The sequence below is a fragment of the Oceanobacillus sojae genome, from assembly GCF_900162665.1.
In the GTDB taxonomy this organism is placed as follows: domain Bacteria; phylum Bacillota; class Bacilli; order Bacillales; family Amphibacillaceae; genus Oceanobacillus; species Oceanobacillus sojae_A.
Genome location: NZ_LT727809.1, coordinates 509,265 through 528,061 on the forward strand (window position 1 = coordinate 509,265; position 18,797 = coordinate 528,061).

Genomic DNA, 18,797 nt, shown 5'->3' on the forward strand with positions numbered 1-18,797 from the left:
TTTGATGCTTTTAAAATAAATGCTCCAGACCATATGATTTAATAACCTCATCCATTAACTGCTGCGCCGCCAGTGCTGTTTTTTGATCTGTGATATTCGCAAGCTCCGTCATAAAGCGATCACGATCTGCCTGATTAAATGGATCAGGAGAAGAGGCTCTTAAATAGTTCACTATCTGATCAGCTTGTGCAGGTGTTATGGAGAAGCCATACTGGCTGCTGTAGTGTAAAATTTCGCCTGGGGTTAATTTACGAAGTTTATTTTTAATCATTTCTTTTATAAAAAAAGACATAATACCGCTCCTTTTGTAGATATATTATTTACCTTATGTTCATCCATCATGTAAATATATGCAAAGAACAAAATAATTATACCATTCTTTTCTTATAATACCGTATGATACCTGATTGAAATGACTTAAATTCCACAAACTAACCATATAAATCTAAAAGGGTATGTTCAAGAAATTCATTTTTGTTGAGCGATTTGAACATCCTTTAAAAGTAAGGAGTTTATTTCATGAATGATAAAGATCAGAGCAAACAAGTCCAAAATGCGCCAAATCATGGGCAGGAATCAGAGCATGAGCACATAAATAATAAACTGGACAGCAAAAGAATGGAGGAGTTTTCAGCGGAGCTTACCGATTCAGATCTCCCGGATTTTGAAGAAGAAAAGGGCTTTAACCCGGGAACCTTGTATGGATGGGGCAGTATTATTTTGGCCGTTATTTCCTTCTTTACCTGGCCGGTAATTCTGGGAGCTGCCAGTATTGTATTTGGTTTTGTAGCGCGGAGCAGAGGAACAAATACACTTGGTATCATAGGTATTATAGCTGGAATTCTTTCATTAATTTCTGCGTTTTTCTTTATTCCATTTCTTTCTTAGGCTGAATTTCAGCCTTTTTTATTTTTCTTGAAAGAGTGGAAAATAATATATTTCATGTATTTGAATATCGTCTGGAGAAGTATTTGGATTTAATGCTTCAAAAGCTTCCAAAATAATATCGACTACAACAGTATATGCAGATCCGGTTTGAATTTCTTCTGTAATACTTAATACGGTATCTCCCGGCTTTACTTTGACAGGAACTGCTTCAAACGGAGGCAATTCTGTCTCAGCTTTATTTGAAAAGGAGATTCCGCTGCCAGAATGAGCTAAGTCTTGAAAAATACTTACAGCAACTAATATAATAAGAGTAATCAGGGAAATTCTACGTAAAAAACCCATAAAAAAATCTCCTTTTATGAAACTAATTATTCCATTCATACGTACATATAGTAATAGGATAATGAGAGGGCGTGAAGTGTATGGACATAGTTGAATTACAATGGATTGGATTCCTGGCTTTATTTTTCGGAACTTTATTTATATTAGGAGAAATATTCGTAAATATGCGTGGTATTTTTGGTGTATTGGGTTTAGGATTTATTACGGTTTATTTTACGGTGTATACAGAAACTAATTCAGTCTTACTCATGTTTATTATATACTTTTTAGGAATATTACTGATTATTATTGATGGGAAAGTAATTAATGATGGAACGCTGGCGACGATAGGGCTGGTTTTAATGATAGTTGCAGTTGCAATGCCGCAGCCGACTATTGCAAACGGTCTCTATGCGGTAATCAGTATCATTGCCGGTGCTTTTTCTTCCTTAGTATTTTTAAAAGTATTTAAACGGAGAGAAATGTGGACGAAAATTGCCTTAGTCGACCGGCTTACAAAAGAAGAGGGCTACAATTCGCTCAGTGCAGAGTACGAGGCTCTGTTAGGGGAAGAAGGAGTTGCGCTGACAGATTTTAGACCTTCCGGCACAATTGAAATAAATAAAAAGCATTATAGTGCAGTTTCTGGAGGGCGCTGGATTAAAAAGGGCACACCAATTAAAGTAGTTGCAGTAGATGGCACGAGTGTTCGTATAGAAGAGATGCAGGAAGATTAATTTAATAGAAATCCCTGAAAGAGGATTCACTTCATAAAAATGGAGGTGAATCCTTTATTTATATGCTTCTTTTCTAATATTATACATATTTTCATGAATAAAACATAAACTAAGCATCCTTTTTTAAACGAATGTAAAACAAATATTAAATGTATGTAAAGTTTTCTTAATACATATTTACATTCTCTTTAGAATCATCAATAATGAATGAGGCGCAAATTTCTACAAGAGTTTACATAAGAGGTAGAAGGGATGAAGTTTACGTGGATATCGATGTTCAAAGTTTAGTTATTGAATTTCTTGGAGGAATCGGCATATTCCTTATGGGGATAAAAATGATGGGGGATGGACTCCAGAAATCAGCAGGAGATGGTTTACGTGATATTCTGGATCGGTTTACAACGAATCCATTCCTTGGTGTACTTGCTGGTATTATTGTAACTGTGCTTATTCAGAGCAGTTCGGGAACAACTGTTTTAACTGTAGGTCTTGTAAATGCCGGTTTTATGACATTAAGACAGGCTATTGGTGTTATTATGGGTGCGAACATCGGAACAACCGTCACAGCCTTCATTATTGGAATAGACGTTGGGGAATATTCGTTATTATTTTTAGCATTAGGTGCATTTACAATCTTTTTCTTTAAAAAGCAAAAAATTGTGGCTGTAGGTCAGGCGATATTCGGATTTGGTGCTTTATTCTATGGACTTGAATTAATGAGCAGCGGTATGACACCGCTCCGTTCGTTAGAAGCATTTCATGATTTGACAGTTACGATGAGTGAAACGCCAATCCTCGGTGTGGTTATTGGTGCAGTCTTTACTGTCATTGTACAAAGTTCATCAGCAACTATCGGTATTCTGCAAGGATTATTTGGACAGGGTGCAATTAAACTGGATGCTGCAATCCCGGTATTATTCGGTGATAATATTGGTACAACGATTACAGCTGTTCTTGCAAGTATAGGGACATCCGTAGCTGCCAAACGGGCTGCATATACCCATGTAACCTTTAACTTAATAGGTGCGATTATTTTTATAATATTGCTTTATCCGTTTACTCAGTTTATTTATTATTTACAAGCCAGCTTAAATTTGAACCCGGAAATGACAATTGCTTTTGCGCATGGAAGTTATAATATCGCAAATACAATCATTCAATTTCCGTTTATCGGTGCATTGGCATGGCTGATTACCAGGCTGGTGCCAGGAGATGACGTAATCATTGAATATAAACCGAAGCATCTGGACTCTATTTTCCTTCAGCAGTCTTCTTCACTGGCACTTGCTCAGGCCAAATTAGAAGTTGTCCGTATGGGGAAATATGCGTATCAGGGATTAGAAGAAACACATAATTATATCACGACGCAAAATCCGAAAAGCTCAGAAATGGCTCTGCAGATTGAAGGAGCACTAAATAATCTCGACCGTAAGATTACAGATTATTTAGTGGATATTGCTTCTACCAACTTAACAGAGCCTGAGAGTGTAGAGCATACCGGATTAATGAGCGCTATCCGCGATATTGAACGGATCGGGGATCATTTTGAAAATGTTGTGGAGTTAGTTGACTATAAAATGTCAAATAAAGTTTCACTGACAGAGCAAGCTATTGAAGACTTAAACAAAATGTTTGATTTAACTTATATGACGGTTAAACAGGCTGTGGAATCCTTAGAAATGAATGACAAGGAAGCAGCTTTAGAAGTCATTCAAAAAGAAGATCAGATTGACAAAATGGAACGTAAATTCCGTAAAAATCATATCATTCGTATGAATGAGGGGATTTGTAATGGAACAGCAGGTATCGTTTTTGTAGATGTTCTAAGTAATTTAGAAAGAATTGGCGACCATGCTGTTAACATTGCACAGAATGTTTTAGAAGAGCATTAATTATTAACTTATATAAAAGACTCTGTCTGATAAAAATGAACAGACAGAGTCTTTATTTAATAAAGGATGTTAACGGAGTTTCTGCAAAAAACTGCTTTATTTGTTATTAATTAAAAGAAATTATATAAGTTTTAAAAGTTTTTGTTGAAATATGTTATGTTACGTGCTATTATAATTCTTGCAGTCAACTTCTGATAAAAACTTTTGCAAGACCGCAAAAAAAGTTGTTGACATAATCTACATAACATGATAAATTATATTTTGTTGCTAATTAAAAAACATTATTCCACAGTAGCTCAGTGGTAGAGCAATCGGCTGTTAACCGATCGGTCGTAGGTTCGAATCCTACCTGTGGAGCCATGGCGGTGTAGCTCAGCTGGCGAGAGCGTACGGTTCATACCCGTGAGGTCGGGGGTTCGATCCCCTCCGCCGCTACCAAAAAAATTATACATAAACTACTATTACATGGCGGTCGTGGCGAAGTGGTTAACGCACCGGATTGTGGCTCCGGCACGCGTGGGTTCGATCCCCACCGGTCGCCCCATTAAAATAGTAAAAGGACCCTTAGCTCAGTTGGTTAGAGCTATCGGCTCATAACCGATCGGTCGCAGGTTCGAGTCCTGCAGGGTCCACCATTTATTTTGTCCGGAGGTATACCCAAGTCTGGCTGAAGGGATCGGTCTTGAAAACCGACAGGCGGGTCAAACCGCGCGGGGGTTCGAATCCCTCTACCTCCTCCATACATATTTAAAAAAGAATCATGAAGAGCTTTTATATAAAGCTCCAATACACGGCTTGGTAGCTCAGTCGGTAGAGCAGAGGACTGAAAATCCTTGTGTCGGCGGTTCGATTCCGTCCCGAGCCATCCAAAAACAAGCGTATAGCTTGTTTTTTTTATGTTCATTATAATCTTTCTGCATTCCTTTCAGTCTCTCTGTTTGAAATATCACCAGGCAATTTTATGAAGAAAAGCTGGCTATAAAGGAATAGTTCTTTAGGGCAAAAAAGTTTACTTTATTCAAAAATAGAAACATGTCATTTTCTAAACTGTCATTTTAAAAGGAATCAGCGACACGTAGGAGTGCAAAATATTTGCAAGAAATACTTTCCTTTGATACCTTTATAAGTGAAGATCTTAAAAAACATCATTTATTTAGAGGAGGAGTTACACATGGCAAAATTTGAATTACCGGAGTTACCTTATGCATACGATGCGTTGGAACCAACTATCGATAAAGAAACAATGAATATCCATCATACGAAGCATCACAACACCTACGTTACAAAATTAAATGATGCACTGGAAGGACATGAAGATCTGCAAAATAAATCCGTAGAAGAGCTTGTAACTGATTTGAATTCCGTACCTGAAAGCATTCGTACAGCAGTACGCAACAATGGCGGCGGACATGCGAACCACAGCTTTTTCTGGAAGACACTGTCACCAAATGGCGGCGGAGAACCGGCAGGAGAACTGGCTGATAAAATCAACAGCAAATTCGGTTCTTTAGACAAATTTAAAGAAGAATTTGCAGCTGCAGCAGCGGGACGCTTTGGTTCTGGCTGGGCATGGCTGGTATTAAACAATGGCGAGCTTGAAATTACAAGCACACCGAACCAGGATTCACCATTAACAGAAGGTAAAACACCATTATTAGGACTGGATGTATGGGAGCATGCATACTATCTTAAATATCAAAATAAACGCCCTGAATACATTTCAGCATTCTGGAATGTAGTAAACTGGGATCAGGTAGCTAACAATTACGAGGCTGCGAAATAATAAATAAGAGGATGTTCCAAAAGTGCTTATGCCTTTAAGCCTGGACATGCTTTATAATAAAAAAGCTTGCAGGACTTTAGTTTTCTGCAAGCTTTTTTGTATAGATACGATTCCTTCGCTAAAAATAAAAGGAGAAGGAGTCGTTTTCTTATGCAATTACATCAGCAATATAGAAGATATCGAAACCAGAAGGATGAATATAGAGACTTATGGATGCTCCTGTTGATTGGAACATTATATGCAGCGGGGATCTTTTTATCAAATACTTTTGTAAATGTGTACTTATGGAAGCAATCCGGGGACTTTTTTGTGATTGCTAATTATCATTTAGCGAGCTACGTATTTCAAGCATTATCATTTATTTACGCAGGGAAATTATCAAAAAAAATAGACCGTATCATTATATTGAGAATCGGTATACTTTTTTTATGTTTCTTTTTCTTGTTTGTGCTTTGGATTGGGGAACTGGCGGCATATTATAATTTTATTCTCGGCTGTCTGCTGGGAATAGGTTATGGTTTTTTCTGGCTGGCATACTATCTGCTTACTTTTGAAATCACAGAGCCAGATACAAGAGATTGGTTTAACGGTATTTCAGGCACGCTGACGTCATTTGCAGGCATGATCGGACCGTTACTTGCAGGATGGATCATTTCAAAAATGGCCGGAGATGTCGGTTATACGGCAATTTTTATTATTTCCTTAAGCTTATTCATTGCTGCCATTGTTGTCAGCTTTTTCATTATTCGTAAGGGCAGCAGAGGGAGCTTTGCTTTAGCTGCTGTCATCAATGAAAGAAAGAGAAATAAAAATTGGAAACGTATTTTACATGCGCATTTTTTTCAAGGGTTAAGAGAAGGAATTTATGGATTTTATATTACCATTTGGATTTTCCTTGTTACAAATAGTGAACTGGTTTTAGGTGTTTTTAATTTATTTCTTTCAGGCTTATCCATCGTCTTTTATTTTGTTGCTTTAAAATGGATTAAACCATATTTAAGAAAAAAAGCTATTTTATTTGGCGGTATTCTGCTGTTTGCTTCTATTTTTATTATAATTTTTGAAATGAGTCTTTTCTGGTTAATTATTTATGCAGTAATTATTGGTATTGCTTTTCCAATTTTAACTGTACCGTATGAGTCACTTACTTATGACGTGATTGGCAGGGCCCGCATGGTAGAAGAAAGACGGGTGGAGTATATAATTGTCCGGGAGATTTATTTAAATTTGGGAAGAATCGCTTCGGTTATGGTGTTCATATTCGGGATGTTTCTATTCCCGCATGATATGATTATTCCGATATTACTGGTTATTTTTGGGGCAGGTCATGCGATTATTTATTTTTGTATCCGTAATATTTTTATCGGGCCGACAAAAAAACAAAAAATAGCATTAAAAGAAGATTTCACGGACGAAAAAAGTCGTTAAGTGTGATAAAATCAAACAGTAGTATTGATAACTGAAATGTTTAAAAAGATGCGTAGATATCATTTCAATTTTTTTGCTTTTTAAACAAATCATAAAATCTGATGCCATGTATGGCCAAAATATATGTAAAGGGGGAGCAAAGTGGTAGACAAGAAGAAAAAGAAAAAACGGGCCCAGCTTCCTGTTCGTATGAATATTCTTTTCTTTGTCATCTTTTTATTATTTTCTGCACTTATACTTCAGCTAGGTGTTGTTCAAATTTTAAAAGGGGAATCCTATCAGGAAGAAATTGAGAGAACGAATTTAGACACGACAAGTGTGCCGGTACCCCGGGGGAAAATTTATGACAGGAATGGGAACATCATAGTAGATAATGAAGCTACGTATTCCATTACATACACACCCCCTAAAGACGTTCAGGCAAAAGACCGTCTGAAGGTAGCTGAAACGTTAGTTAAATTCATCGATATGAGTGATAAGAAAAAAATCGATCGAATAACAGATAGAGATAAAAGAGAGTATTATTTATTACTGCATCAAGAAGAGATAGAAAAACGGCTGGAAAAATTGGACACAGAGGAGATGGATGCTTCTGAGGAATATGCTGCCACGCTGGAGTTAATTACAGATGAAGAAATTGCAGATTTTTCCGATGAGGAATTAGAAATTATAGCTACCAAAAAAGAGCTGGACAAAGCCTACGCACTGACACCCCAGATAGTTAAAAATGAGGGAGTATCAGCAAAAGAGTATGCCACGGTTGCTGAGCATCTGGATGAACTTCCCGGGATCAACGCAACAACAGATTGGAATCGTGTTTATCCGAACGGAGATACATTATCAAGCATTTTAGGCAGTATTTCCAGTCAGGAGCAGGGGATTCCGGCCGAGGATATGAGTGCTTACCTGACGAAGGGCTACAGCAGAAACGACCGTGTCGGCAGAAGCGGTCTGGAGGAGCAATATGAAGACTTTCTGCGCGGGCGTAAAGAGCAGATTCAATATACGACACGCCAGAATGGAACAATCATCGGCTCCGAGACCATCGTTGAAGGAGAACGGGGCAAGGATTTAGTTTTAACAACAGACTTAGAATTCCAGGAAGAAGTCGATAAAATTGTCTTAGAGGAATTAAAAGCGGCAAAAGCAAGCAATCCTTATGACAACCGGTATCTAACAAATGCGTATGCTGTGGTGATGAATCCGAAAACTGGAGAGCTTCTTGCTATTTCCGGTGTGAATTATGATAAGGAAAAAAATGAATATAATAATTCTTCCTATATGGCTTTGTCCAATGCGACAGAGCCAGGATCAAGTATTAAAGGAGCAACCATTCTTGCCGGATATGATTCTGGTGCTATTTCACCGGGAGACAGATTTTATGATGCTCCAATTACACTGGCGGGAAACATAACGAAGAAATCTGTTCAAAATATGGGATCTGTAGATGACCTGGATGCATTGAGACGTTCTTCCAACGTTTATATGTTCTATGTTGCATTGCGTATGGGCGGGGATTATCGCCATCCACTACCTAAGAATGCCAATCTGAATATAGATAAGGCTGAGACCTTGCAGACCTTACAAAATTATTTCAATCAATTTGGTTTAGGTGCATCGACAGGAATTGATTTTCCATATGAAAGTACCGGAGTAAGAGGGCAAACACCAGAAAATCCAGGTAATATTCTTGACTTTGCCATTGGTCAGTATGATACGTATACTACGCTGCAGCTGGCACAATACGTATCGACTATTGCCAATGACGGTTACCGTGTTCAGCCGCACTTTTTAAAAGAAGCCCGGGATCCCATTGCTTCTTTAGATGAGCTTGGGCCATTGTATTATTCAAAAAATACAACGGTAATGAACCGGATTAATATGACAAATGATCAAATTAGCCGGGTGCAAGAGGGCTTCCGCCGAGTGTTTCAAGAAAGCGGAGGGACAGGAAACAGTTATTTTAAGAATAAATCATATAATCCAGCTGGTAAAACAGGTACGGCTCAGACTTCTGTTTTTGAAAATGGGCAAAAGATTGATCTTAATAACCTGACAATGGTCGGCTATGCGCCATTTGACGACCCGGAGGTTGCTTTTGCGGTTGTTGTTCCAAGTGTAGGAATAAGTAAAGGGAACGGGGTCAATGGTAAAATTGCTTCGAGGATTTTAGATGCTTATTTTGATATTAAAGAAGATCATGATGAAGAAGCCGCTGAATCAGATGATTAAAGCGAAGAATAATAGAAAAGCATCCACCTGGAAATGGGTGGATGTTTATTCTATGTACAGGGTTTATTTATTGTAATTAGTTTTAGCTATAAGACTTCAAAAAATTTTACACAAGAAAAAATGAGCAGCTCCATTCGGAGCTGCTCATTTTTTGAATCAAATCATATTTATTCTGAATAGGTAGTAATAATGTCGCCTATCTCATCAAAGGACATTTCGCTGTCTACTTCATAAGTCCCCGGTTTTACGCTGCCGCTCAGATCATTGTCTTCCAGGAAGTCATTAAAATCTCTGGCATCGTCAATAATTCCGGCATCTTCTAAAGCATCACTGATGTTGGAAGGCGGTGCACCATTTTCTAATGTAATTTCCACTTCAACTACATCAGAGTCTTCGGAGGATTCTTCGTCTTCATTACCTTCATCAGTACTGTCTTCTCCGTCTTCATTTTCGTTACTATCTTCCTCATTACTATTTTCATCATTGTTGTCTTCATTTTCATCAGAATCATTGTTTGAATCTGATTCATCCGCTTCATTATCGGCTTCAGCGTCCTCTTCTGCATTTCCATCAGAATCATCCCCATCAGCAGCTTCTCTATTCACGCTATATGCAATATATTCATCCTGTGTCAATACAGCATATCCTTGATTTTCCAGAGCAGAAATCAATTCATCCGGTTCCATATCCTCCAGGCTGTCCGAAGAATTGTTGCCAAATATATATATAGCGAGAAGCAGGACACCGCTTGTCAACAAACCGACAGCAAACGCTCTAACATGTTGTTTCATGATAATACTCCTCTAATTATTATTTTTAGGATGAGCCGGTTCTGCTTCATCAGATATATTTTGAGGCAATAATTCTTCTTCTAAAACAGAAACCTTCTTCTTCAACTGATATGTATCTTGCATCGTTGTAATAGATAATTGTTCAAGCTGGCTTTCCACTTCTTCCAGACGGTCGTTAATAAAGAATGATAGAATAAATAATACAATTCCTATTACGACAACTGCCAAAATGGCATATAGCATTTTTATTTCCCTCCCTTTATGTATCATTTATAGTTATACCATAAATTAAAAGAAGTGACTATGCTAAAAGCATGATAAATCATGAAGGGGGATTACTTTAACCCTGATAAAACGTGGTGTGAAAAGTTTTATTATGTTTTGCTATAATCTTTCTTGATAAATAGCAGAAACTTTGATAATATAATTAAAGTCTGTACAGTTATGTAAAAAGGCAAGTTGAAAAGTTTGGAGGGATAGATATGCGCGTAAATATAACGTTAGCTTGCACGGAAACAGGAGATCGTAATTATATTTCTACAAAAAACAAACGTACAAATCCTGAGCGTATTGAGCTTATGAAATACTCACCACGTCTTAAAAAACATACCCTACACCGTGAAACAAAATAAGCAATCATGAAAACTCTTATCTGATGTTCGTTGGATAAGAGTTTTTTTGCAGACAGAGGTGAAAATATCATATGTCAGAGAAAAAAATATTACGGCAAAAAATGCTGAAAGAATTAAGTCTTTTGTCGAAGCTTGACCGGAAAAAAGTAGAAACAGGACAGCAGATGCAGTTATTTACAACTCCGGCATTTCAAAATGCTGCAACAATAGGCGTTACCATTTCAACAGAAATAGAATGGGATACATATACAGTTATTAAAAAGGCCTGGGGAGAGGGCAAGATTATCGCTTCCCCGAAATGTATGGTAAAAACAAAGGAACTGCACTACTATGCCTGGAATCATCAAAATCAAATCCAGGACGGATATGCAGGTATAAAAGAACCGATTCCGGAAAAAACAAAACAAATCCCGTATTCAGATATTGATTTATTGATTGTACCAGGAGTAATTTTTGATAAGCGTGGTTATCGTATTGGTTATGGCGGCGGATATTATGACAGGATGCTTGCTGATTATACAGGTACAACCATTTCGCTTTGCAGTGAACAGCAATTAATTCAGCAAATTCCCAGAGAAAGCTACGATCTTCCCGTCGAACAGATTATTACAGAAGAACGTATCTTACATACATCTGAACAGAATACCTGATCTCTTATGTATAAGATTCCTTCCTTCGTTGAAAATAAATGATATAGAAAAGAAGATACTTTTCATATCAATGATTATTAACAAGGAGGTAAGGAAAATGATGCGTATGATTTTTACAGCGGCAATGGTTCTATCTATTGTTTTTATGCTTATGAAGTGGAAGAACAGGATTTTAAACGGCTTTTTAAATTGGAAGCAGGGAAGAAAATATTTAGTACCAATTATTGCTAACGTTATTTTATGGAAAAAGAAAAAGGAAGCGGTTGAATAAACGATATTCATTATGCAAAACTCTGCTGATAATAAATATTCCCTCTTTGCCTTCAATTATAAATAGAAAGCATAAGCACCGCTTTTAATGAGGCAATTAAACAAAGGCCGGTCCCGGTTTCTACCGATTTTTGCGGGCCGGGCAGCTGCCATCCTGGACAACTGCCAAATAAAAACACTCTGTTGGCAGCTGTTCTGTTTTATCATAGTTGCGCATAATTAGAAACATTTGGTATGCTTCAAAGAGAGGAGGGTGATTTATGGAGGATGCACATGTGCAGTATAGAGCGTATGAGCTGGTGAGAAAATTGGCAGAGCAAGGGTTCCGGATTATTGCAGGAGACTATAAATTGGATGAAATCTGGATGGAACGGAAAGCCGGCAGAAAATCCGATATTATTCGTGTAAAACCGCAAACCTTTGATTGGGCCAACCAATTACGGCAGGATTCGCAGATTGCTTATCAGCAAATGCAGCGGATAAGACAAGCTATCGCAAGTGTTAATACCGAACTATATTTAATATACATAGCTGAAGAACATCCGGTTGATGAATGGGAAGAATTGAAAAAACCGCTGGGTGAAGGAAATAAGAAGTCACCAAGAATGCACATATATTATCTTGATAGAGAAGACGAAGAAAGTGAGCTCAGTATCATAAGTCACGATTTAAATATTTCATTGACGGAAGAAGATAAAAGAGAGTTAGATGAGATGGAAAAAGAGGCAGCGGCAAATCATATGAAAAATACGCTGTTTCGAAAAATCCAGGAAGAGCAGGAGAACCGTAAAAAAATATTTTCGTTTTCCACTCCGTTGTTTACATACATATTAATCGCCTTAAATATTGTTATTTTTATTCTTCAAATCACAAGAGGGGATATAGAAAATACGCAGCATTTAATTGATATGGGGGCAAACTTTAACCTCCTTGTCATGGAAGGGGAATGGTGGAGATTCTTCAGCTCGATGTTTTTGCATCTTAACTTTCTTCATCTGATTATGAATATGCTTGCTCTGTATTATCTAGGAACTGCGATTGAACGGATATTCGGGAGAACCCGGTTCCTCTTGATCTATTTCCTTGGCGGCCTGACAGGTTCCATTGCAAGCTTTGCTACTTCAATCAATGTATCTGTAGGCGCATCAGGTGCTATATTTGCATTGTTTGGCGCACTTCTGTTATTTGGACTTATCTATAAGCAAATTTTCTTTCAAACAATGGGTATGAATATCATTCTTATTTTAGGAGTAAATCTTCTGCTCGGCTTTACCGTTCCAGAAATAGACATGGGGGCACACCTTGGCGGATTAGCCGGAGGATTTTTAATTGCTGCAGCCGTCTATGTTCCAAATAAAAAAAATCAAAAGAACCAGCTGCTGGGACTTATCGGTTTTATCATTCTCAGTATCGGATTATTTATTTATGGATGGTCTTTTAATTCCTCATCTCCGGAAATGAAATTAATTGAAGCAGAAGCACTCATAGAGGAAGAGAATTTTAGTGGGGTTATTTCTGTAACAACGGACGCACTTGAGGAAACGGGCGATTCGGATCTGATACCTTATCTTCTTTTTCACCGCTCTTACGCTTATATTCAAGAGTTAGAATTTGCAAAAGCAACAGAGGATTTGGAAGCAGCTATTCAATATGATGAAAGAATACCGGAAATGTATCATAATCTGGCAATTTTATACTCCCAGCAAGGAGCAAGCACCCAAGAGATTGAAGACATTATTGATGAAGGATTAAAGCAATTCCCGGATAATGAAGAGCTATCGAATATAAAAGAAAAATTACCTTCTTATTAAGATGAAAACCAGGCTGAGATAAACAGAAATGCTGCCTGGTTTTTTATATGCCTTAAAGAGGAAGTTCAAAAATTCCAAAAAAATGACACTGCGAATTTCTGCGTTGATGAGCTTCTTGGTCCTTTTTGTCGTCCTTTTTGAACATGTATTTAAATTGAATGGAATGTATAGTTTTTATCTGGTGATATAAACTATCAACATCCTACTGTATTAAGGTGATAAAAGTGACCGATAAAATGAAAAAAGTAGTTCCAGATCTTAAAACAAACGTTTCTTACCTAAAGTCTTATTTAGCAGTTGATAAAAGCTTTGACCTGATTTACCTGGATTTGAATTATGCTGGTAAAGATATGGCTATGTTTATGGTGGATGGATTTGTCAAAGATGATATGATGCTGTTTATCATGCAGTCTCTGCAAAGGCTGCGTCCGGATGAACTGGATATAGATACATTACAAAAATTAATGAAAAGAGATATTCCTTTTATAGAAATAGAAGCACTGGAGGATATGGATAAATTAGTTGACTTTATTCTTTCGGGAGCGACGGTTTTATTCGTAGAAGACTTGGAAAAGGCAATTGTTATTGATGCAAGAACATACCCGGCACGATCACCTGAAGAACCTGATTTAGAAAGAGTGGTCCGGGGACCGCGGGACGGATTTGTGGAAACGCTGGTATTTAATACGGCACTGACAAGGCGGCGGGTCAGGGACCGCTCTCTCCGGATGGAGTTTACGCAGGTGGGCAGACGTTCTAAAACGGACGTTGTAATCAGTTATATAGAGGACATAGCGGACCCTAAACAAGTAAAGAAGCTAAAAAAAATGATTGACGGTATAGATACAGACGGGCTCCCTATGGCAGAAAAAACGATTGAAGAATTTTTCAGTGACCGTTATTGGAACCCGTATCCGGCAGTCCGGTATACAGAACGGCCAGATACGGTTGCATCCCATCTTTTTGAGGGTCATATTGTTCTGATTATTGATGGATCACCAAGTGCGATGATTACACAGACAACTTTCTGGCAGCATCTGCAGCATGCAGAAGAATATCGGCAAAAGCCAACTGTTGGCGCTTATTTACGAATTGTTCGGTTTATTGCCATATTTCTTTCCCTTGTCCTTTTACCACTCTATTATTTATTTTCCGTCCAGCCTGAACTTCTGCCCTCTGCGTATTCCTTTATAGGCCCGAAGGATGCGGGGGTCATCCCGTTACTGGTCCAATTTTTAATTGCAGAATTGGGACTGGATGTTTTAAGGATGGCATCTATCCATACACCATCTGCACTTGGAACAGCCCTGGGCCTGGTTGCAGCAATTATGATTGGGGAAGTTTCTGTACAGGTCGGCTGGTTTTCGCATGAGGTTGTTTTGTACATTGCTACTGCAGCAATTGGTTCCTATGCAACACCAAGCTATGAATTAAGTATGGCAAATCGTCTTGTCCGCTTATTTTTATTATTTTCAACAGCTTTGTTTGGCATAAGCGGTTATGTTATTGGGGTAACTGTATGGCTATTATTTTTAATAAAGATGAGAACATTGGATACGCCTTATTTTTGGCCGTTAGTTCCATTTTCAGCAAAGAGTATGCGCGATACATTTATCCGTTTCCCATTACCGGAAAGGCACCTGAGACCGTCTATATTGCGACCAAAAGATCCAGATCGTTAATTTGATCTGGATCTTATTCTCATTTCCCATTTGATTTCCCATTTGATATAATACTCTTGGTGATAACATGCAAAATATACATGATGTACGGAAGCTGCTGATGAAGTTTGGAACTTTTATTTATACGACAGACCGATTAGGTGACTTAGAATTAATGATGATGGAAATAAATGAATTGTATGAGTGGAAGTTCATCAGCAGTCAGCAATTTCAGCAAGCGGTATTGCTCATAAAAAAAGAAAGCAGAGAATACAAAAAGGGGACGAAAATAGATGAATGAATTATTAGCAGGAGTAGATATTGGCGGAACTTCAGTAAAAATTGGATTCATTACGAAAAAGGGAATAATTCAGGAAAAGTGGGAAATACCAACAGATTTAACAAACGATGGTGTAAATATTATTTCTGATATTTGGAAAAGCATTGAATCGAAATTACAGGCATTGTCATTAGATCATTCTTCCATTAAAGGAATCGGGGTCGGGGCGCCGGGATTTGTAGATGCACATGCAGGTATTATTACGGAAGCGGTCAATATCGGATGGAAAGATATGCATTTGGCGGAAGAACTTGAAAAATTGGCTGGAGTACCTGTATATGCTGAAAACGATGCGAATATTGCTGTGTTAGGAGAAAACTGGGTCGGGGCAGGGAATCAATCCAGGAATTTAATAGCAATTACATTAGGAACAGGTGTCGGCGGGGGAATAATCGCAAACGGCTCTATTTTAAATGGTGTTAATGGCATGGCCGGTGAGATAGGTCATATTGAAGTGATGGAAAATGGCTATCCGTGTAATTGCGGCAAAAAAGGCTGTTTAGAAACCATTGCTTCTGCAACAGGAATTGTCAGACAGGCAATGGAGAAGATACACACCAATCCAGAATCATTGCTGGCAAAGTTATTTAAGGCAGAAGGGCACGTTTCTGCCCAAAATGTTTTTGAATTAGCGAAGCAGGGAGACCAGGCTTCCAAAGAAATTATTGAATATACAACAGATGTTTTAGGGAAAGCAATGGCAAATATGTCAATGATTATAAATCCATCCAATATTTTAATAGGCGGCGGTGTTTCTAATGCCGGGGATTACTTAATTGATGCTTTGACGAAAGCTTTCAGAAAGCATGCCCTGCCTAAAGTGAGTGAAGTTTGCACCATTAAAACTTGCCAGCTCGGTAATGATGCAGGTATTATTGGAGGAGCATATTTAGTATATGAGAATTACAGTTAATTGATTTTTAGACTTGATTTTTTTTGAATATCTACTAAAATAGTAATTTATGAACGGGTAATTAAATAAAATGATTAAATGTGAAACCTTTTTTCTTGTTAAACCGTTATACAAGATGTACAATTTTTTAATTGCAGGTTTACATTAGTTAATAAAATGGGAAGTAGTATGTTAAAAGGTAAATCAGCATTCCTGTTTTTATTATTTAGGAGAGGATATAAATGAAACGATTTAAAAAGCCGAGGATACCGCTCTATATTATTGCAGCATTTCTTCTTGGACTGAAAACCTATATTGTCTACCGGTTTGTGTTTAATATTGAACTTGACAATTCCATGCAGGAATTAATTCTGTTTATTAATCCTTTTGTGTCAGCATTTTTAATTCTGGCATTAGGAGTCTGGTTTAATAAGTCTTCCAGACAAATGAAGTATATTCGGTATGCTACATTGGCGGCATCTCTGCTTATCTGGGCGAATCTTGTATTCTACCGCCAATTTACAGATTTTATAACAATCCCGCAATTATTTATGGGAAGCAATATGACAGATTTAGGGTCCAGTATCCTGACTTTAATTAAGCCATGGGATCTGTTTATATTTGTAGATGCTGCGATTATCTGGTATCTAAGTAAGAAATATGAAGGAAGTCTTGCTGTCCAGTATCCTAGAAGCGGTAAGGTAGGCGCTCTGGCATTTTCATTAGTTTTGCTTGCGGGTAACTTTTTCTTAGCTGAAATGGAAAGACCGCAACTTTTCACCCGCGGATTCGACCGTGAATATTTGGTGAAAAATATTGGTCTGTTTAACTATCATGTATATGATGTTGTTGTTCATTCTAAAAATGAATCACAACGTGTATTTGCAGATGGAAATGAAATTCCTGAAATTCAGGAATACATTAAAGAAAATGTGGATCATGAGACCAGTGAAAAAATGAAAGGTGTTGCGAAGGATAAAAATATCATTTTCCTTAACGCAGAATCATTACAGCATTTTGTCATGAACAGTGAAGTAAATGGAGAAGAGGTTACACCATTTCTAAATGAATTAGCTCAGGATGAAGATACGTATTACTTTGATAACTTTTACGAACAAACTGGTCAGGGAAATACATCTGATTCAGAGTTCTTAGTAGAAAATTCATTGTACCCGTTATCCCGCGGAGCAGTGTTCTTTACACACGGTAATAATGAATACCATTCTTTCGATGAAATGATTAAAGAAGCCGGTTATACTTCTAACGTGTTGCATGCGAACAATAAAAGTTTCTGGAACCGGGATGCAATGTATGACAGCCTGAATATTGATAATTTCTTTGGAGAAGAAGCCTATGATGTAACACCGGAGGACTCTGTCGGATGGGGACTCAAGGATAAGCCGTTTTTTGAACAGTCTATCCCGATATTGGAAGATCTGGATGAACCATTCTATTCAAAAATGATTTTATTAACGAATCACTTCCCATTTGAATTAGAAGAGGAAGACGCAACGATTGATAAATTTGATTCTAATTCTAATACGCTAAACAGCTATATTCCAACTGTCCGCTATATGGATGAAGCTATTGAGGAATTCTTCGATGAGTTAAAAGAATCCGGTCTTTATGAAGATTCCATTATCGTCATTATGGGTGACCACATTGGAATAAGTGCCAACCATAATAAAGCGATGGCTCAATATTTAGATCAGGATGAGATTACACCATATGATCAGGTTCAATTACAGCGTGTACCATTATTTATTCACATTCCTGGAGATGGAAACGGAAAAGTAATGGATGAGATTGCCGGTCAAATTGATTTAAAACCGACAATGCTGAATATGTTGGGTATTGATGCTGGTGAGGATATTTATTTTGGTAATGACTTATTCAGTGACGATAGAAAAGATTATGTAGCATTGCGTAACGGCGATTTTGTCAGCAATGATTTTGTAAAAACAGCCGGTTCATGCTATGAGCGTGAAACTGGAGAATTAATGGATCAGGCTGTAGAAGAAGAAACAGATTCCGAAGAAGAAGCAAGTGAAGAATTAGAGAAAGTAGAAAGTGCTTGTGATTCTATTCAAGAAAAAGTAGATACAGAGCTTTCCTACTCTGATTCCATCATTTACGGAGATTTATTCCGGTTTGTTGACTTCGGAGACGAAGAAGAATAAAAGAAACGAAACGGTACAGGTGATAAAAGCCTGTGCCGTTTTTTTATAAGATAAAAAAGCTAAAATGATCTTTTCATCAAACAAAACACGATTATTTCCTCCAGCTCCATCAGGATATGACTCCTTTCATTCGTTGTAGTAACCTAATTGAGCGCAGACCAACCACGTAGACTCCTAAGTGGTTCGCAGGCTAAACCCGTGACTCCTGGGGTTGCGATTACTCACCCCATCGAAAACATTTGTGCATCGCAGGGCGAGCTGAAGATCCACTTGAAAAGCGGTCTTCTTT

Annotated in this window: 18 protein-coding genes and 6 tRNA genes; 20 read left to right on the forward strand and 4 right to left on the reverse strand. The window is 37.7% G+C overall.

Translation table 11 applies throughout. The features are described 5' to 3' along the window. Positions 1-10: 10 nt before the first annotated feature. On the reverse strand, positions 11-292 hold the full coding sequence (locus BN1068_RS02770; protein ID WP_077601306.1) for a DUF2624 domain-containing protein: 282 nt from the start codon (positions 290-292) through the stop codon (positions 11-13). Positions 293-519: 227 nt separating this feature from the next. Between BN1068_RS02770 and BN1068_RS02775 the strand changes: the two genes are divergently transcribed. Then, on the forward strand, positions 520-888 hold the full coding sequence (locus BN1068_RS02775) for a hypothetical protein (protein WP_077601307.1): 369 nt from the start codon (positions 520-522) through the stop codon (positions 886-888). A gap of 18 nt (positions 889-906) precedes the next feature. Here BN1068_RS02775 and BN1068_RS02780 read toward each other — a convergent pair whose 3' ends face one another. After that, a complete protein-coding gene (locus BN1068_RS02780) occupies positions 907-1,230 on the reverse strand; it encodes a hypothetical protein (RefSeq protein ID WP_077601308.1) in 324 nt (107 codons plus the stop codon). Positions 1,231-1,310: 80 nt separating this feature from the next. Between BN1068_RS02780 and BN1068_RS02785 the strand changes: the two genes are divergently transcribed. From BN1068_RS02785 to BN1068_RS02835, 11 genes are all read left to right on the forward strand, one after another. Beyond that, positions 1,311-1,946, forward strand: a complete 636-nt coding sequence (locus BN1068_RS02785) for an NfeD family protein (protein ID WP_077601309.1) — start codon at positions 1,311-1,313, stop codon at positions 1,944-1,946. Between the two features lie 263 nt (positions 1,947-2,209). Next, entirely contained in the window at positions 2,210-3,838 is a 1,629-nt protein-coding gene (locus tag BN1068_RS02790; RefSeq protein ID WP_175637043.1) for a Na/Pi cotransporter family protein, read from the forward strand. A 285-nt stretch (positions 3,839-4,123) separates the two neighbouring features. Further along, positions 4,124-4,198 (forward strand) — tRNA-Asn (locus BN1068_RS02795). A gap of 1 nt (position 4,199) precedes the next feature. Next, positions 4,200-4,276: transfer RNA gene (locus BN1068_RS02800), tRNA-Met, on the forward strand. A gap of 30 nt (positions 4,277-4,306) precedes the next feature. Continuing rightward, positions 4,307-4,382: transfer RNA gene (locus BN1068_RS02805), tRNA-His, on the forward strand. 14 nt (positions 4,383-4,396) lie between these two features. After that, positions 4,397-4,473: transfer RNA gene (locus BN1068_RS02810), tRNA-Ile, on the forward strand. 12 nt (positions 4,474-4,485) lie between these two features. After that, positions 4,486-4,578 (forward strand) — tRNA-Ser (locus BN1068_RS02815). A gap of 52 nt (positions 4,579-4,630) precedes the next feature. Beyond that, positions 4,631-4,703 (forward strand) — tRNA-Phe (locus tag BN1068_RS02820). 306 nt (positions 4,704-5,009) lie between these two features. Continuing rightward, a complete protein-coding gene (gene sodA / locus BN1068_RS02825) occupies positions 5,010-5,621 on the forward strand; it encodes a superoxide dismutase SodA (RefSeq protein WP_077601311.1) in 612 nt (203 codons plus the stop codon). 150 nt (positions 5,622-5,771) lie between these two features. Beyond that, positions 5,772-7,049 carry an MFS transporter gene (locus BN1068_RS02830; protein WP_077601312.1) on the forward strand — a complete coding sequence of 426 codons (1,278 nt, stop codon included), beginning with the start codon at positions 5,772-5,774 and terminating at the stop codon, positions 7,047-7,049. Between the two features lie 141 nt (positions 7,050-7,190). Next, positions 7,191-9,281, forward strand: coding sequence for a peptidoglycan D,D-transpeptidase FtsI family protein (locus tag BN1068_RS02835; protein WP_368483267.1), 2,091 nt, complete (start codon positions 7,191-7,193; stop codon positions 9,279-9,281). A gap of 167 nt (positions 9,282-9,448) precedes the next feature. Here BN1068_RS02835 and BN1068_RS23905 read toward each other — a convergent pair whose 3' ends face one another. Beyond that, positions 9,449-10,072 (reverse strand): hypothetical protein, encoded by a 624-nt coding sequence (locus BN1068_RS23905; RefSeq protein WP_077601313.1) that lies wholly within the window; start codon positions 10,070-10,072, stop codon positions 9,449-9,451. Positions 10,073-10,084: 12 nt separating this feature from the next. Next, positions 10,085-10,315 (reverse strand): hypothetical protein, encoded by a 231-nt coding sequence (locus tag BN1068_RS02845; protein ID WP_077601314.1) that lies wholly within the window; start codon positions 10,313-10,315, stop codon positions 10,085-10,087. Between the two features lie 239 nt (positions 10,316-10,554). Between BN1068_RS02845 and rpmG the strand changes: the two genes are divergently transcribed. From rpmG to BN1068_RS02880, 8 genes are all read left to right on the forward strand, one after another. Beyond that, the gene (gene rpmG / locus BN1068_RS02850) at positions 10,555-10,704 is read left to right on the forward strand and encodes a 50S ribosomal protein L33 (RefSeq protein ID WP_017797039.1); all 150 of its coding nucleotides are present in this window, start codon (positions 10,555-10,557) and stop codon (positions 10,702-10,704) included. A 71-nt stretch (positions 10,705-10,775) separates the two neighbouring features. Further along, positions 10,776-11,354 carry a 5-formyltetrahydrofolate cyclo-ligase gene (locus BN1068_RS02855; protein WP_077601315.1) on the forward strand — a complete coding sequence of 193 codons (579 nt, stop codon included), beginning with the start codon at positions 10,776-10,778 and terminating at the stop codon, positions 11,352-11,354. 97 nt (positions 11,355-11,451) lie between these two features. Next, entirely contained in the window at positions 11,452-11,625 is a 174-nt protein-coding gene (locus tag BN1068_RS23520) for a hypothetical protein (RefSeq protein ID WP_175637044.1), read from the forward strand. 259 nt (positions 11,626-11,884) lie between these two features. Beyond that, a complete protein-coding gene (locus BN1068_RS02860; RefSeq protein ID WP_077601316.1) occupies positions 11,885-13,435 on the forward strand; it encodes a rhomboid family protein in 1,551 nt (516 codons plus the stop codon). Positions 13,436-13,671: 236 nt separating this feature from the next. Then, positions 13,672-15,117 carry a spore germination protein gene (locus BN1068_RS02865; protein ID WP_077601516.1) on the forward strand — a complete coding sequence of 482 codons (1,446 nt, stop codon included), beginning with the start codon at positions 13,672-13,674 and terminating at the stop codon, positions 15,115-15,117. A gap of 67 nt (positions 15,118-15,184) precedes the next feature. After that, positions 15,185-15,397 carry a YqgQ family protein gene (locus tag BN1068_RS02870; protein ID WP_077601317.1) on the forward strand — a complete coding sequence of 71 codons (213 nt, stop codon included), beginning with the start codon at positions 15,185-15,187 and terminating at the stop codon, positions 15,395-15,397. Next, complete coding sequence (locus tag BN1068_RS02875) at positions 15,390-16,349, forward strand: ROK family glucokinase (protein ID WP_077601318.1); 960 nt, start codon at positions 15,390-15,392, stop codon at positions 16,347-16,349. The genes BN1068_RS02870 and BN1068_RS02875 overlap by 8 nt, the downstream gene beginning before the upstream one ends. A 221-nt stretch (positions 16,350-16,570) precedes the next feature. Continuing rightward, positions 16,571-18,508, forward strand: coding sequence for an LTA synthase family protein (locus BN1068_RS02880; RefSeq protein WP_077601319.1), 1,938 nt, complete (start codon positions 16,571-16,573; stop codon positions 18,506-18,508). Positions 18,509-18,797 lie beyond the last annotated feature (289 nt).